Below are 15,984 nucleotides of genomic sequence, written 5' to 3'. Positions count from 1 at the left end.
AACAAATCCACGCTGTACGTTTTGCCTTCGTCACAAAACTGTCATATTACGTACATCTCGCTGTCACTAAACTGTCCTATTTTCCCTCCTGCAGCAATACTAATCCTTACTACAACGGCATACACCCTGACCTTTACTCCCCTGGAGGGAATATGACACTGATGCGTAGCACCGTAGCCAAACTTGTTGCCGCCACCCTCTCGCTGAGCGCGGTTTCTGCTTTTGCAGCGACCGATCTTACTGGCGCAGGCGGTACCTTTCCGGCTCCGGTTTATGCCAAGTGGGCAGCGGATTATCAACAAGCGACCGGCAGTAAAATTAACTATCAGGGCATTGGCTCCTCTGGCGGCGTTAAACAGATAATCGCGAAAACAGTTGATTTTGGTGCGTCCGATGCGCCAATGAAAGATGAAGATCTGCAAAAACATGGCCTGTTTCAGTTTCCTACCGTGATTGGCGGCGTGGTACTGGCGGTAAACCTGCCGGGTATCCAGTCTGGTCAGCTGACGCTGGATGGTCAGACCGTGGGTGATATTTACCTCGGCAAAATCAAAAAATGGAACGATCCGGCAATTGCTAAGCTGAACCCGGGCGTGAAACTGCCAGAAACCAATATCGCCGTGGTACGTCGCGCTGACGGCTCCGGTACGACCTTCGTATTCACCAGCTACCTCGCTAAAGTAAATCAGGAGTGGAGTGAGAAGGTAGGTAAAGGCAACACCGTTAACTGGCCAACGGGTCTTGGCGGTAAGGGCAACGATGGCATCGCGGCATTTGTTCAGCGTCTGCCAGGCTCTATTGGCTACGTTGAGTACGCCTATGCCAAACAGAACAAGCTGGCCTACACTAAGCTGATAGATGCCGATGGTCAGCCAGTTAGCCCGACCGAAGAGAGTTTCAGTAATGCCGCTAAAGGGGCTGACTGGAGCAAAACCTTCGCTCAGGATCTGACTTTCCAGAAAGGTAAAGACGCCTGGCCTATTACTTCTACAACATTCATTCTGATGTATAAAAATCAGGCTAATGCGGAAAAAGGCGCTGAAGTGCTGAAATTCTTCGACTGGGCTTATAAAGACGGCGATAAAACAGCAAACAGCCTGGATTACGCAACGCTGCCTGACTCGGTGGTCGAGCAAATCCGCGCCGCCTGGAAAGCAGAAATCAAAGATAGTTCTGGCAAAGCGCTGTACCAGTAACACGTTTCAACAGTGCTCTGCACTGTCGCAGGGGTCGGCTGAAAGCCGACCTGCAGTATCCGGGCGGCTGAATGCCGCCCCTGTGAATTTTATCTGTCGAGAAATCTATGGCTGAATCCAGGCCGTCATTCAAGGCCCCAGGAAAACAAGGCGACATTCTGTTCGGCGCGCTGGTAAAGCTGGCAGCGCTGGTTGTGCTTTTGTTATTGGGCGGCATCATTATCTCCCTGATTATCTCTTCCTGGCCCAGCATTGAGAAATTTGGTTTCTCTTTCCTGTGGAATAAAGAGTGGGATGCCCCTGCAGAGAATTTTGGCGCACTGGTGCCGATTTATGGCACTGTTGTCACCTCACTGATTGCGCTGCTGATCGCGGTGCCGGTGAGCTTCGGCATTGCGCTGTTTTTGACCGAGCTGGCGCCCGGCTGGCTGCGTCGTCCGCTGGGCGTCGCCATTGAACTGCTGGCTGCGATCCCCAGTATCGTTTACGGCATGTGGGGATTGTTTGTATTCGCGCCGCTGTTTGCTGAATACTTCCAGACGCCAGTTGGCAACGTCCTTTCCACTATTCCGTTTGTTGGCGCGCTGTTCGAAGGACCAGCTTTTGGCATCGGTATTCTGGCCGCTGGCGTGATCCTTGCCATCATGATCATTCCTTATATCGCTTCAGTAATGCGTGATGTCTTTGAGCAGACGCCGGTTTTGATGAAAGAGTCAGCCTACGGCATTGGTTGTACAACCTGGGAAGTGATCTGGCGTATCGTGCTGCCGTTTACCAAAAACGGGGTGATTGGCGGGATTATGTTGGGGCTGGGACGTGCGCTGGGGGAAACCATGGCGGTGACCTTTATTATCGGTAATACCTACCAGCTTGACAGCGTATCGCTCTATATGCCGGGCAACAGTATCACGTCAGCGCTGGCTAATGAGTTTGCAGAAGCGGAATCAGGTGTGCACGTCGCGGCTCTGATGGAACTGGGCCTGATCCTGTTTGTGATTACCTTTATCGTACTGGCTATTTCAAAACTGATGATTTTACGGCTGACGAAAAATGAAGGGGCGCGTTCATGACGACAATGGATATGCACGCCCGAACAGAGCTGGCGGCTTCACGCCGCAAAATGCAGGCGCGCCGGAGCCTGCGGAATAAAATTGCTCTGATGCTGTCATTATTAACCATGGCGTTTGGCTTGTTCTGGCTGGTGTGGATCCTCTTCACCACCATTACGCGCGGCGTCGATGGCTTTTCGCTGGCGCTGTTTACTGAAATGACGCCGCCGCCCAATACGGCAGGCGGCGGGCTGGCTAACGCCATCGCCGGTAGTGGCCTGTTGATCCTGTGGGCGACCCTGTTTGGCACGCCTTTGGGCATTATGGCGGGGATTTACCTGGCGGAATATGGCCGTAAATCCTGGCTGGCGGAAGTGATCCGCTTTATTAATGATATTTTGCTGTCAGCCCCATCTATTGTGGTTGGCCTGTTTGTTTACACCATCGTGGTGGCGCAGATGCAGCATTTCTCCGGCTGGGCTGGGGTGATAGCGCTGGCGCTGCTGCAAATTCCGATTGTTATCCGCACAACGGAAAACATGATGAAACTGGTGCCGGATAGCCTGCGTGAAGCGGCATATGCGCTGGGTACGCCAAAATGGAAGATGATTTCCGCCATTACGCTGAAGGCTTCAGTTTCCGGCATCATTACCGGTGTGCTGCTGGCCATTGCACGTATTGCCGGGGAGACCGCCCCGCTGCTGTTTACTTCATTGTCGAACCAGTTCTGGAGCACCGACATGATGCAGCCGCTGGCCAACCTGCCGGTTACCATCTTTAAGTTCGCCATGAGTCCGTTTGCCGAGTGGCAAAGCCTGGCCTGGGCTGGCGTTCTGCTGATCACGCTGTGCGTTCTGCTGCTGAATATCCTGGCGCGCGTGATTTTTGCCAAATCAAAACATTAATTACCGTGTTGTGATAACGACGCGGCGTTAAGAGAAAGAGAAGACTATGGTTAATCAGACATCCGGCAAAATTCAGGTTCGCGATCTGAACTTCTATTATGGAAAATTCCATGCATTGAAAAACATCAATCTGGATATTGCCCGTAATCAGGTCACCGCGTTTATCGGTCCTTCCGGCTGCGGCAAATCGACTCTGTTGCGCACCTTTAATAAAATGTTTGCGCTTTATCCGGATCAGCGCGCCGAGGGCGAAATTCTGCTGGACGGCGAAAACATTCTGGCCGATACGCAGGATATCGCGCTGTTGCGCGCACAGGTTGGCATGGTGTTTCAAAAGCCAACGCCCTTCCCGATGTCGATTTATGACAACATCGCCTTTGGCGTCCGACTGTTTGAAAAGCTGCCACGTGCCGAAATGGATGAGCGTGTTCAGTGGGCACTGAGTAAAGCGGCGCTATGGAATGAAACCAAAGACAAGCTGCATCAGAGTGGCTATAGCCTCTCCGGTGGTCAGCAGCAGCGCCTGTGCATTGCGCGCGGTATCGCTATTCGTCCGGAAGTGCTATTGCTGGATGAGCCCTGCTCGGCGTTGGATCCTATCTCAACGGGTCGTATCGAAGAGCTGATTACCGAGCTGAAGCAGGATTACACCGTAGTGATCGTTACGCATAATATGCAGCAGGCAGCACGCTGTTCCGACCACACCGCATTTATGTATCTGGGCGAATTGATTGAGTTCAGCGATACCGACACGCTGTTTACCAAACCGCATCAGAAACAAACTGAAGACTACATTACTGGCCGTTATGGTTAACTGGAGATCGATGTGGACAATTTAAACCTGAACAAGCATATCTCCGGCCAGTTTAACGCTGAGCTTGAGCATATCCGCACCCAGGTCATGATAATGGGCGGCATGGTTGAGCAGCAGCTCACCGATGCCATTACCGCGATGCATAACCAGGACGCAGAGCTGGCGAAGCAGGTTATTGATGGTGACCAGAAGGTCAACATGATGGAAGTGGATATTGATGAGGCCTGCGTGCGTATTATTGCCAAGCGGCAGCCGACCGCCAGCGATTTACGTCTGGTAATGGCAATTATCAAAACCATTTCTGAGCTGGAGCGTATTGGCGACGTAGCGGAAAAAATCAGCCGCACGGCGCTGGAGAAGTTTAGCCAGCAGCATCAGCCGTTACTGGTCAGTCTGGAGTCGCTGGGACGGCATACTATTCAGATGCTGCACGATGTGCTGGATGCCTTCGCGCGTATGGATCTGAGCGCGGCGGTAGAAATCTATCGTGAAGATAAAAAAGTCGACCAGGAATATGAAGGCATTGTGCGTCAGCTGATGACCTACATGATGGAAGACCCGCGTACGATCCCCAGCGTACTAACCGCTCTGTTCTGCGCCCGCGCGATCGAGCGCATTGGCGATCGCTGTCAGAATATTTGCGAAATTATTTTCTATTTCGTGAAGGGGCAGGATTTCCGCCACGTCGGCGGCGACCGTCTTGACAAGCTGTTAGCTGGAGATGATAACGGCAGCAGCCCCGCCTGATTGAGATTACCCGCAGTGCGTGCCTGGCATGCGGGTAAACTTTTCTTCATACCAGAGCGTAAAACCGTCCCGTGAGATTTAAGATATAAAGCGCAGACTCAAACGCTGCTGTCTCTTCTTCTGGTAATTAATTTCCAGCCTTATATTGAAGTTCAATTAACCATAGCCGTTAGCTTTTACCCGATTTTTATCAGCGACTTATTAGCATATCGTTAACTGATATAACGTTCTTCTACGGTTTTTTTTGATGGTATGCATCCTTTTGTTGGTTCAATAATCACCTTTTCTTTCTCTACGCGCTTGTCAAAGCACAGGTTACATTTCATTTTTAAATAAAGTTATTTAACAGAGCGAGATAATATAAGGTTAAGTATATCAAGCTGTTTTGTCTTAATTAAACGGTAAAAGATTCCAGAATGTTGTCCCGTGAATATATAAAGATGTTCTTTTTTATTTACACGGGACGTAAATGTTTGAAGATTAAATTAATTGCTTTAGCAGTATCTGCGATGACGATGAGTGGCGCATGGGCCCATGGCTATCTCATTGAAGGTCATGGACGCGTACCGGCTGTTAATAGGGCGCACGAATCTGATGTTCCTGCGCGTACCGGCTATCAGGCCAGCTTTATGGTAAAGATTTGCGCCCGGGTGACAAAGTTAAGGTTCGCTTCTTCTGGGATAATGCAGAAGTTATCTCTTTTGCCACCACGCTTACTATTACTGAAGAGCTTACCGATAAAAACCGCTGGTGCTGCAGCCTGAAAACGGTAAAGTTTATCAATGTAAACCTTTCCCTTACTCAGGATATTGCTCACAGTGGTCGGGCAGTGCGAACCAGTTTGAGCCGGGTGTAGGTACCGCCTGGTCAACAGCATGGATTGAAAAATAACGGCTGTCTGAATAAAGCCTCAGCCCTGACGACAGGGTTGAGGCTTTTTTATGAGCGGTGAAATCAACGAGTAAGATGCCAGCCCCGCGCGTTCCACAGCGCTGGCAGCCGCGTCAGATCATCAAACGGGGTAACCAGCGGGTGATCGAGCGGCGCGTTATGCGCATCGGCGCAATAATAGAAAACCGGAATGCCTGCCGCAATACCGGCACGCGCCCCTGCCTCTGAATCATCAATCAGCAGGCAGCGTTCAATCGGCACCTGCATTTGCTCAGCAGCATGAAACATCAGCTGTGGATCCGGCTTCCAGTGGCCGATATCGTAGCCGCTGTACAGGCGATCGCCAAAAAAAGGAAGCAGGCCGGTCAGCCCAAGAGAGTGCTGCATCTTTTTTACCGTGCCGTTAGAGACCACGCACGCCGGTACGTTAATCTGCTCCATTAAAGCTCTGGCGCCGGGGATCGGCTGTAGCTGTGCGTCGAAAAGGCGAGCCACCTCTGCACGATATTCTTGTTCAAAAGTTTCCACTGCGACATCAAGCGGGTGTTGCTGGTTAACGTCAGCGATAATATCGTAGAGTTTGACGCCCTTATATTTTTCAAACATCTCCTGTAATGGCAGATGCACGCCGTAGCGGGAAAAGGTGGAAACATACGCCTGGGTACAGAGCAATTCGCTATCCACCAGCGTTCCGTCACAGTCGAAAAACAGACATTCAATCGTCATTCTGCCTCATCCTTACCAGGGAAAAAGCCCACTTTACCCGACTGAGCGTAAAATGCGACCCAGCCGCCCGCCGGAAACCGCAACCGTTTGCGAAAAATCAGTGTACTGTTGCGTCAAAATCGCTAGCATACGCGGCGACCTCTTTTCCCGTTCGGATGTAACAAATGACTAAACAAGGCTTACTACAGCGTCTGTTCCGGCTGCAGGAACATGGCACTACGGTGCGTACCGAGTTGATTGCCGGTTTTACAACTTTTCTGACGATGGTCTATATCGTCTTTGTAAACCCGCAAATTCTCGGTGCGGCAGGCATGGATACCCAGGCGGTATTTGTCACTACCTGTTTGATCGCCGCGCTGGGCAGCATACTGATGGGGATCATTGCTAACCTGCCCGTCGCGCTGGCACCTGCGATGGGTTTGAACGCCTTTTTTGCTTTTGTGGTAGTGGGCGCAATGGGCTATTCGTGGCAGGTAGGCATGGGGGCGATCTTCTGGGGGGCGACGGGGCTGCTGCTGCTGACGCTCTTTCGCGTGCGGTACTGGATGATTGCCAATATCCCTCTTGCTTTGCGTACCGGCATTACCGCAGGGATCGGTCTGTTTATTGCCATGATGGGGCTGAAAAACGCCGGTATTATCGTGGGGAATGAAGCCACGCTGGTAACGGTAGGCGACTTATCCTCGCACAGTGTTCTGCTGGGGGCGCTGGGCTTCTTTATTATCGCCGTGCTGGCATCACGTAATATCCACGCAGCGGTGCTTATTTCTATTGTTATCACCACGCTGGCTGGCCTGCTGCTGGGCGACGTTAAATACAACGGGATCTTTTCCGCACCGCCAGCGATTAACTCAGTTATCGGACAGGTGGATCTGGGCGGCGCATTTACGCTCAATATGGCCGGCGTGATTTTTTCTTTTATGCTGGTTAACCTGTTTGATTCATCCGGCACTCTGATTGGCGTAACGGATAAAGCAGGGCTGGCCGATAAAGACGGTAAATTCCCACGCATGAAGCAGGCGCTGTTGGTGGATAGCGTTAGCTCAGTTGCCGGTGCGGCAATCGGCACCTCTTCCGTGACGGCCTATATTGAAAGCTCGTCAGGCGTCTCCGCTGGTGGACGTACCGGGCTGATGGCGGTGGTTACCGGCATTTTATTTCTGCTGGTAATGTTCTTGTCGCCGCTGGCATCGATGGTGCCGGGCTACGCTGCCGCAGGCGCGTTGATTTACGTTGGGGTATTAATGACCTCAAGCCTGGCGCGCGTAAAGTGGGACGACCTGACCGAGGCGGTCCCGGCTTTTGTAACTGCTGCCATGATGCCGTTCAGCTTTTCAATCACCGAAGGCATCGCGCTGGGTTTTATTTCCTGGTGCGTGATGAAAGCAGGAACCGGACGCTGGCGCGAAATCAATCCCTGTGTTGTGGTGGTAGCACTGTTGTTCGTGCTGAAAATCGCTTTTATTGATTCACATTAATCAGATGGCGCTGCGGCTTAAGGCTGCAGCTGCCTTTCTGTTGGCATACTGGTCAGTCTTAAGGTCTGCGGTCCCATATTCGCTTTATTCATCTCAATATCCCTTAACGCATTCCAGTTCTGCTGTTCATCAATTTCCCACAATCGTAAGCGGCTGGTCGCAGCAGACAGGGCACAGGACCAGATAAGTAGCGGTTCGACATCACATACCGCCTGTATGTCGGGAAAAGTATGCGAGCGCAAACGGCCTGAAGCGGGATGCAGACGCAAAGTACTATCACAGGCGTTGTTCTCCCCGGTTAGCTTGAGCACGCTTTGCCGCAGCGTCCAGATTTGCGTAATGGCTTCCAGCGGATCCTGCTGGGCATTAATCCAGGCTTTTTCGCCGGAAGAGAGATACTGCAGATGATGTTCCAGCGTCTGACGGCTATGTGCCCGTACGATTTCCATATCCAGCCCGGCACGGCTCTGCTCTTCCGCCAGCAGCACACCAACCATATTACCGGCGTAGGCAATGCTAAAATCGGGCAGGTCGGGATCGGTAAAACAAGGACGGCCGCTGCTGGTGGTGGTGAGGGCGGGAAGCTGGGACATACCATAAATACGCAACATAAGTTCGGCCAGCAGCATACGCGCTGCAAGATAACGGCTGCGGCGTTTATCGTTCAGAAATCGCGCTTGTTCCACTATATCTGCCGGGATACGCTGTACGTCTGCCCGATTTTGGGCAAGCGTCCAGCGTACAAAATGACTTGCCATCTGTCGCTCCGTGAAAATGGTCGGATAATCATCAATCGCATTGTAAGAATTTTCCGATGCTTTTGCACCCGGCTTTACTTTGTACAGGGTGCTTTTCGGAATAGGTTTAAACAAGTGCGGTAAAAAAGCACGGAGACGAGTCAAAATGCGCCGGATAAAGCTTCAGGCGAAACGGCAGGCTTCAGTAAACGGCAGACGAGGCAGACGCGGATGCAGCTTACTCGCTTCGCCATAACCCAGATTGATCAACAGGTTGGCTTTCCAGTGGGTCTGTGCAAAAAACAACGCGTTAACCTTCTCCGCATCGAATCCCGACATGGGGCCGGCATCCAGGCCCAGCGCGCGGGCCGCCAAAATCAAATAGCCTGCCTGTAGACTGCTGTTGCGAAAGGCAGTCTCAGTAGCCAGCTCCGGGCTGCTGGTAAACCAGCTGCGGGCATCAGCTCAGGGAAAGAGTTCTGGCAACCGATCATAAAATTTACTGTCGGAAGCCACAATTACTGTAACTGGCGCTGACAGCGTTTTCTCCACATTGCCGCTCGAGAGCGCAGGCTTCAGTTTCTCCTTACCCGATGCGCTGGTAATAAAAACAAAGCGTCCCGGAGAAGCATTAGCTGAGGTAGGTGCGAGACTAACCAGCTCATAAAGCCGATGCAATAATGCTGAATCGACCGCTTTATCCTGCCAGTGGCTATGGGTTCTGGCCTCGGTAAACAAGGTGTTTAGCGCCTGAAGATCAAGAGGAACTGCCATGCTGGCTTCCTTACTGTGAGTTAACGGTACAGAAAACGTTAACGGCAGGCTCACTCTTTGACCAAGATGATTTTTGTATGGCAAAGATGCATCCCTCATTTTACAGCGTTAGCCCCAGGCGTAACCAGGAAAGTTATTAGAACCTCTCAAATAATTAAGCAAAAAGACATTAATAAATCCATATGGTGCCAGTGCTTACACTATTTATCAGAGTAAACGCATGGAGCCCGCTGTTGCCGGGTAAACAGATACCGGATATATCACTATGTTGAAAATTAACCTGGCTAATTGTTTCTTTAGTGGGGGCGATAACCAACGTCGGTACGCTTTTTACCTGCAACCGCATGCGCAGATTATTTTCAACGATCTGAAAACCGTACGTTTAACGGAGCAGAACGGTACCCGCATAACCAATAAAAATAATAATTTTATCAGCCGCATTGGGGTGCGTGGCTGGATAGCGGAATCAAAACAGCCCGGCGAAAGCGATCTGAGGCCCTACGTTGAGCTTAACTGGCTGCATAACAGCGATCCTTATCAGGTGAGGCTAAATCAGCTCAAGGCACAGCAAAATAGCGGGCGTAATGTGGCGGAGCTTAAAAACGGCGTAGAAGGGAAAGTGAGTGATAACTTACAGCTTAACGGCAGCATTGCCTGGCAGCAGGGCGTTATCACTATCAGGACGCCAGCCTGATGCTGGGCGCGAAGTATAGCTTCTGATGATATTGCCATAAAAAGAGGCCGGGCAGGTTGCTGCTTCGGCCTCTTTTTGAGCTTCCGGCTACGTTCAGCGTCGCGCTTATTTACCAATACAGAAGCTGGAGAAGATGCGGCCCAGCAGATCGTCAGAGGTAAACTCGCCGGTGATTTCACTCAGCGCCTGCTGTGCCAGGCGCAGCTCCTCAGCCAGCAGCTCGCCCGCCCAGGCACCCAGCAGCTGTGCTTTGCCCTGCTGTAAGTGAGTATCTGCTATCTCCAGAGCCTGGAGATGGCGGCGGCGCGCCAGGAAACCGCCTTCCATATTATCGTTAAAGCCCATGCTCTGTTTCAGGTGATCGCGCAGCACATCAACCCCTTCGCCGGTACGGGCGGAAAGACGAATAAGTGAGTGACCATTTACTTCTGTCAGGCCCAAAATTTCGCCGGTTACATCAGCCTTATTGCGCACTACGGTAATCGGCAGCGACGCTGGCAGACGGGCAATAAAATCGGGCCAGATCGCCGCAGGCTCGGTAGCCTCGGTGGTGGTGCCATCTACCATAAACAGGACGCGATCCGCCTGTTCAATCTCCTGCCATGCCCGCTCAATACCGATACGTTCCACTTCATCGCTGGCATCGCGTAAACCGGCGGTATCAATAATGTGCAGCGGCATCCCATCGATATGGATATGTTCGCGCAGCACGTCACGCGTGGTGCCGGCAATATCGGTCACGATAGCGGCTTCGCGTCCGGCCAGCGCATTTAGCAGGCTCGATTTACCGGCATTAGGACGCCCGGCAATCACCACCTTCATCCCTTCACGCAGCAGGCTGCCCTGGCGCGCTTCCGCACGTACCGCGTTCAGGTCCTGCATCACGGCGTTCAGCTGCGCCTCAATTTTGCCGTCCGAAAGAAAGTCGATCTCTTCATCCGGGAAGTCGATTGCTGCTTCTACATAGATTCGCAGGTGAGTAAGTGCTTCCACAAGATGATTAACACGCGTGGAAAAAGCACCCTGTAAGGAATTCAACGCCGAGCGGGCAGCCTGTTCCGAACTGGCATCAATCAGGTCGGCAATCGCCTCGGCCTGCGCCAGATCAAGCTTATCGTTCAGAAACGCGCGTTCAGAGAATTCGCCGGGATTGGCGATGCGCACGCCGGGTAACGCGGCAATGCGTTTTAACAGCAGATCGAGGATAACCGGGCCGCCATGCCCCTGTAGCTCCAGCACATCTTCACCGGTAAAGGAGTGGGGCCCGGGGAACCAGAGCGCAATGCCTTGATCGAGCGTGCTGCCATCTGCGGCCTTAAACGGCAGATAATCAGCGTAGCGCGGTTTCGGCAATTTACCCAACAGCTGTTGGGCGACCTCTGCCGCTTTGCTGCCGGAAATACGCAGAATACCCACGCCGCCACGACCTGGCGGTGTGGCCTGGGCGACAATCGTATCGCTGTGGCTCATGGAAACTCTCTCAATACGGTAATAATATTAATTATGATGACCGGACGGCAACAAATAAACAGGGGCGGTAAAATTCCGCCCCTGCCAGGTACTGCCTGAAACTAAATTAATTCAGGCCGTTACGCTTTCGTTTTGTCGCGGCTGTGCAGACCACGTTTTTCCAGCCCGCGATAAATCACCTGCTGCTGGATAATGGTTACCAGGTTGCTGACGATGTAGTACAGCACCAGACCTGACGGGAACCACAGGAAAAACACCGTAAAGATGACCGGCATAAAGGTCATGATCTTCTGCTGCATTGGATCGGTGACGGTGGTCGGCGACATCTTCTGAATAAAGAACATCGTAACGCCCATCAGGATCGGCAGAATATAGTACGGGTCCTGTGCAGAGAGGTCATGGATCCACAATGCGAACGGCGCATGACGCAGCTCTACCGAGCCCATCAGCATGTAATAAAGCGCAAGGAAGATTGGCATCTGGATAACCAGAGGCAGACAGCCGCCCAGCGGGTTAACCTTCTCTGACTTATACAGCACCATCATTTCCTGACTCATGCGCTGCTTGTCGTCACCTAAACGCTCACGCATCGCCTGAATTTTCGGCTGCAGCATGCGCATCTTCGCCATCGAGGTGTACTGCGCTTTGGTCAGCGGGTACATGATGCCGCGTACGATAAAGGTGATAACGATAATCGAGAAGCCCCAGTTACCGATAAAGCTGTGCAGGAACTTCAGCAGCTTAAACAGCGGCTGAGAGATAAACCACAGCCAGCCGTAGTCAACGGTCAGGTCAAGATGGGGAGCAATCGCCGCCATTTTGTCCTGAATTTCCGGGCCAACCCACAGCGTAGCGGCCAGCGTCTGCTGAGCCCCCGGCGCAACCGCTACCGGCGCGGATTTATAACCTACTGCCGCCAGGCCATTGCCCAAGTTGCTGGTATAGAGCGTATTCGCACCGGCGGTACGCGGTACCCAGGCGGTTGCAAAATATTGCTGCAGCATGGCAACCCAGCCGTTGGTGGTAGTAGCGCTCAGGTTTTCGTTGTCCGCGATAGTGTCGAACTTGTACTTCTCATATTTACTGTCGCTGGTGGAGTACGCCGCGCCACGGAAAGTATGCAAAGCAAAGTTATTGCTGCCGGTATCACGATGCTTCGGCAGTTCGATCGTCTGCTTCAGCTGACCAAACATCGCCACTTCCAGCGGTTGCTGGGAGGTGTTGTTGATCTGATACTCCACGTTGATGGCATATTCGCCGCGCTTCAGCACAAACGTCTTGGTATAGACAACGCCGTTCTCTGCGGTGAAAGTCATCGGGATACGCAGTTCGCTCTGACCGTCAGCGAGCTGGAAGCTATCCTGAGTGGTGTTATACAGCGGACGCGCGCCGTTATTTGGATTATCCGGCCCGTTTCTGCCGGTCAGGCCGCTCTGCGCCTGGTACAGGAAGGCAGGGGTCGTTTCCAGCAGCTGGAAAGGCTGAGAAGAGCCCAGTTTATCCGGGTAAGTCAGCAGCTGCGCCTGTTCCACATCGCCACCACGGGTGTTGATGTGCAAAGACAGGACATCAGTCTTAACGGTGATCGTTTTGCCCTGACCGCTGGCAGGCACACCCTGGTTAGCGGCATCACCGGCTACTGTCGTGTTTTGCGTGGTCTGAGTTTGCTGCGGCTGCGGAGCGTGGTCCGTTTGCCAGGCTTGCCAGATCATGAAAGACACGAACAGAAAAGCGATGAGAAAAAGATTGCGTTGCGAATCCATCGTTAATGTTCTCTGTTATCGTCGGTTTTTGGCGGCACCGGATCGTCACCACCCGGGTTTAAAGGGTGGCATTTTAATACGCGTTTAACCGTCAACCAACTGCCTTTTATCATTCCGAACCTGCGCAATGCTTCAACTCCATATTGCGAGCAGGTCGGGTTAAAACGGCAGTGTGGTCCCAGAAGAGGGCTAATGACGCGTTGATAAACGCGGATCAGCCCAATCAGGAGCCGCGCGCCAGGCGACAGTGACGACGCCATAATTTCTCCAACGCTTCCATTAGCGCACGGTTATCGAGGTCAGCGACCCCTTTCTTGGCCACGACCACAAAATCCATTGCAGGGAGTTCGTGTTGGCGTAGGCGAAAGCTTTCGCGGGTCAATCGCTTGATCCGGTTACGCTCATGCGCACGCTTAACATTTTTTTTCGCGACGGTAAGACCGATACGGGGATGCCCCAGCGAATTAAGGCGGCCGAGTATGGTAATTTGCGGCGTGCCAGCCCGTTGTGGCTGCTGGAAGACGAAAGTGAAATGAGTGGGAGTTAGCAAACGTAACTCCCTGGGAAATGCGAGCTTAACCACTTATGGGTTAGCTTTATTACTTGGAAACGGTCAGACGAGAACGGCCTTTAGCACGACGACGTGCCAGAACCTGACGACCATTTTTAGTTGCCATACGAGCACGGAAGCCGTGAGAACGGTTGCGCTTCAGTACGGACGGTTGAAAAGTGCGTTTCATGGCGATTTCTACCTAAACTTGAAAAATTTCACGTGGTGACGCGTACCCGTTTCAGTAAAACGACCGACGCCTCAGTGTATCTTTAATAAAGAGGCGGGATTGTAATAATTGTACAGTCCCGAGTCAATTTACTTCGCTTATTGCGCGCGCCTGCTGCCCGAATCGACCTGCAAATCCTGTCGAAATCGACAAGGCGCATCACGCCGGGACGAGAATTATACGGGGTCCATAATAAAGCGCAAGGATCGCACGGGATCTTCTGCCGATCGTTTGCAGTAACGTTGCGATAATAACGTGACGGTTGCCAGAAATTTGCATCAAGGTGCGCGATCCCGGCATGTCTTTCACTCAGCCTGGAGTAAACTTAGCCTCGTTTAATGCCTGTGGATAAAATGGATCAAAACTGTGTAGAAAGTGAAGATCTCTGTCTCGCTTTGCGCTATGATCCGCCCTTCCGCTAACGATCCTCTCTGCGATCGGGATCGGAACAACCGCGGACAGCGGTTCGTATGCCTGTCACTGGCATACGTCAACAATGATGATTGATCTGTTTCAGCGCCTATTTTCTTATCGATTTTGTTCGAGTGGAGTCCGCCGTGTCACTTTCGCTTTGGCAACAGTGTCTTGCCCGTTTGCAGGATGAGCTACCTGCCACTGAATTCAGCATGTGGATCCGTCCGCTACAGGCTGAACTGAACGACAATACGCTGGCCTTATATGCCCCGAATCGGTTCGTACTCGACTGGGTAAGAGATAAATATCTCCATAATATCAACGCCTTGCTTAATGACTTCTGCGGCACTGAAGCGCCGCAGCTGCGTTTTGAGGTGGGCAGCAAGCCGGTGGTGCAGACGGTGCCGCAGGCAAGCATGACCAGCGCCAGCGTGGCGGCGCCGGTGATGACAAGCATACCGCCAACCGCGCCAGCGGCACGCCCCAGCTGGGACAGCGTGCCTGCGCCCGCTGAGCGCTCCTGGCGCTCAAACGTTAACGCCAAACATAACTTTGATAACTTCGTCGAAGGTAAATCGAACCAGCTGGCGCGCGCGGCGGCGCGTCAGGTTGCCGATAACCCCGGCGGCGCCTATAACCCGCTCTTTCTGTATGGCGGCACCGGCCTTGGTAAAACCCACCTGTTACATGCGGTCGGCAACGGCATTATCGCCCGTAAACCCAATGCAAAAGTGGTTTACATGCATTCAGAGCGTTTTGTGCAGGACATGGTAAAAGCGTTACAGAATAACGCGATCGAAGAGTTCAAACGCTATTACCGTTCGGTGGATGCGCTGCTTATCGATGATATTCAGTTCTTTGCCAATAAAGAGCGTTCGCAGGAAGAGTTTTTTCATACCTTCAATGCGCTGCTGGAAGGTAATCAGCAAATTATTTTAACCTCAGACCGCTATCCCAAAGAGATCAACGGCGTGGAAGATCGCCTGAAATCACGCTTTGGCTGGGGCCTGACGGTTGCCATCGAGCCGCCGGAACTGGAAACGCGCGTCGCGATCCTGATGAAAAAGGCCGATGAAAACGATATTCGTCTGCCGGGCGAGGTCGCCTTCTTTATTGCCAAGCGTCTGCGCTCTAACGTGCGTGAGCTGGAAGGGGCGCTGAACCGCGTGATTGCCAACGCCAACTTTACCGGCCGCGCCATTACCATTGATTTTGTGCGCGAAGCGCTGCGCGATCTGCTGGCGCTGCAGGAAAAGCTGGTCACCATCGACAATATCCAAAAAACGGTGGCGGAATATTACAAAATCAAGGTGGCCGATCTGCTCTCTAAACGTCGTTCGCGCTCGGTTGCGCGTCCGCGTCAGATGGCGATGGCGATGGCAAAAGAGCTAACCAACCACAGCCTGCCGGAAATCGGTGATGCTTTCGGGGGTCGCGACCATACTACCGTGCTGCATGCCTGCCGTAAAATCGAGCAGCTACGTGAAGAAAGTCACGACATTAAAGAAGATTTTTCAAATTTAATCAGAACATTATCTTCCTGACGC

General features: G+C 52.4%; 16 protein-coding genes and 1 pseudogene. 9 read left to right on the top strand and 8 right to left on the bottom strand.

The window, feature by feature from the left end; genetic code table 11:
• The first annotated feature begins 152 nt into the window (after nucleotides 1-152).
• The 6 genes from pstS (at nucleotide 153) to B1H58_RS20580 (ending at nucleotide 5,475) form a co-directional block, all read left to right on the top strand.
• A complete protein-coding gene (gene pstS / locus B1H58_RS07550) occupies nucleotides 153-1,196 on the top strand; it encodes a phosphate ABC transporter substrate-binding protein PstS (RefSeq protein WP_085069157.1) in 1,044 nt (347 codons plus the stop codon).
• Between the two features lie 107 nt (nucleotides 1,197-1,303).
• Nucleotides 1,304-2,266: a phosphate ABC transporter permease PstC gene (pstC, locus tag B1H58_RS07545; protein WP_085069155.1), complete on the top strand. Its 963-nt coding sequence runs from the start codon at nucleotides 1,304-1,306 to the stop codon at nucleotides 2,264-2,266.
• Complete coding sequence (gene pstA, locus B1H58_RS07540) at nucleotides 2,263-3,150, top strand: phosphate ABC transporter permease PstA (RefSeq protein ID WP_085069153.1); 888 nt, start codon at nucleotides 2,263-2,265, stop codon at nucleotides 3,148-3,150. The genes pstC and pstA overlap by 4 nt, the downstream gene beginning before the upstream one ends.
• Nucleotides 3,151-3,196: 46 nt before the next feature.
• Nucleotides 3,197-3,964 carry a phosphate ABC transporter ATP-binding protein PstB gene (pstB, locus tag B1H58_RS07535; protein ID WP_085069151.1) on the top strand — a complete coding sequence of 256 codons (768 nt, stop codon included), beginning with the start codon at nucleotides 3,197-3,199 and terminating at the stop codon, nucleotides 3,962-3,964.
• Nucleotides 3,965-3,976: 12 nt separating this feature from the next.
• A complete protein-coding gene (gene phoU / locus B1H58_RS07530) occupies nucleotides 3,977-4,711 on the top strand; it encodes a phosphate signaling complex protein PhoU (RefSeq protein WP_085069149.1) in 735 nt (244 codons plus the stop codon).
• A gap of 416 nt (nucleotides 4,712-5,127) precedes the next feature.
• Nucleotides 5,128-5,475 carry a hypothetical protein gene (locus tag B1H58_RS20580; protein ID WP_157130155.1) on the top strand — a complete coding sequence of 116 codons (348 nt, stop codon included), beginning with the start codon at nucleotides 5,128-5,130 and terminating at the stop codon, nucleotides 5,473-5,475.
• Between the two features lie 190 nt (nucleotides 5,476-5,665).
• Here the strand turns inward: B1H58_RS20580 and yieH are convergent, their stop codons facing one another.
• On the bottom strand, nucleotides 5,666-6,328 hold the full coding sequence (gene yieH / locus B1H58_RS07525; RefSeq protein ID WP_085069147.1) for a 6-phosphogluconate phosphatase: 663 nt from the start codon (nucleotides 6,326-6,328) through the stop codon (nucleotides 5,666-5,668).
• Nucleotides 6,329-6,492: 164 nt separating this feature from the next.
• Here yieH and B1H58_RS07520 point away from each other — a divergent pair, with 164 nt between their 5' ends.
• Entirely contained in the window at nucleotides 6,493-7,806 is a 1,314-nt protein-coding gene (locus B1H58_RS07520; RefSeq protein WP_085069145.1) for an NCS2 family permease, read from the top strand.
• Between the two features lie 17 nt (nucleotides 7,807-7,823).
• Here B1H58_RS07520 and B1H58_RS07515 read toward each other — a convergent pair whose 3' ends face one another.
• Nucleotides 7,824-8,564 (bottom strand): 4'-phosphopantetheinyl transferase family protein, encoded by a 741-nt coding sequence (locus B1H58_RS07515; protein WP_085072254.1) that lies wholly within the window; start codon nucleotides 8,562-8,564, stop codon nucleotides 7,824-7,826.
• Nucleotides 8,565-8,726: 162 nt separating this feature from the next.
• Nucleotides 8,727-9,317, bottom strand: a pseudogene (locus tag B1H58_RS07510) (malonic semialdehyde reductase).
• Between the two features lie 265 nt (nucleotides 9,318-9,582).
• Between B1H58_RS07510 and B1H58_RS07505 the strand changes: the two are divergent.
• Entirely contained in the window at nucleotides 9,583-10,011 is a 429-nt protein-coding gene (locus B1H58_RS07505) for an autotransporter outer membrane beta-barrel domain-containing protein (RefSeq protein ID WP_085069143.1), read from the top strand.
• A gap of 105 nt (nucleotides 10,012-10,116) precedes the next feature.
• Here the strand turns inward: B1H58_RS07505 and mnmE are convergent, their stop codons facing one another.
• The 5 genes from mnmE to rpmH all read right to left on the bottom strand — a co-directional run bounded on the left by mnmE (nucleotide 10,117) and on the right by rpmH (nucleotide 13,984).
• Entirely contained in the window at nucleotides 10,117-11,481 is a 1,365-nt protein-coding gene (gene mnmE, locus B1H58_RS07500) for a tRNA uridine-5-carboxymethylaminomethyl(34) synthesis GTPase MnmE (protein WP_085069141.1), read from the bottom strand.
• Nucleotides 11,482-11,600: 119 nt separating this feature from the next.
• Nucleotides 11,601-13,244 (bottom strand): membrane protein insertase YidC, encoded by a 1,644-nt coding sequence (gene yidC, locus B1H58_RS07495; protein WP_085069139.1) that lies wholly within the window; start codon nucleotides 13,242-13,244, stop codon nucleotides 11,601-11,603.
• A 2-nt stretch (nucleotides 13,245-13,246) separates the two neighbouring features.
• Nucleotides 13,247-13,504 carry a membrane protein insertion efficiency factor YidD gene (gene yidD / locus B1H58_RS07490; RefSeq protein WP_085069137.1) on the bottom strand — a complete coding sequence of 86 codons (258 nt, stop codon included), beginning with the start codon at nucleotides 13,502-13,504 and terminating at the stop codon, nucleotides 13,247-13,249.
• A complete protein-coding gene (rnpA, locus tag B1H58_RS07485) occupies nucleotides 13,468-13,827 on the bottom strand; it encodes a ribonuclease P protein component (protein WP_038629327.1) in 360 nt (119 codons plus the stop codon). Before rnpA ends, yidD begins: the two co-directional genes overlap by 37 nt.
• Nucleotides 13,828-13,843: 16 nt before the next feature.
• On the bottom strand, nucleotides 13,844-13,984 hold the full coding sequence (gene rpmH / locus B1H58_RS07480; protein WP_003849659.1) for a 50S ribosomal protein L34: 141 nt from the start codon (nucleotides 13,982-13,984) through the stop codon (nucleotides 13,844-13,846).
• A gap of 596 nt (nucleotides 13,985-14,580) precedes the next feature.
• Between rpmH and dnaA the strand changes: the two genes are divergently transcribed.
• Nucleotides 14,581-15,981, top strand: coding sequence for a chromosomal replication initiator protein DnaA (dnaA, locus tag B1H58_RS07475; protein ID WP_085069135.1), 1,401 nt, complete (start codon nucleotides 14,581-14,583; stop codon nucleotides 15,979-15,981).
• Nucleotides 15,982-15,984: the final 3 nt, after the last annotated feature.

The sequence above is a fragment of the Pantoea alhagi genome (assembly GCF_002101395.1).
Classification (GTDB): Bacteria; Pseudomonadota; Gammaproteobacteria; order Enterobacterales; family Enterobacteriaceae; genus Mixta; species Mixta alhagi.
Note: the sequence above shows the minus strand (reverse complement) of the source record. Positions and strands in the feature narration are given on the sequence as shown.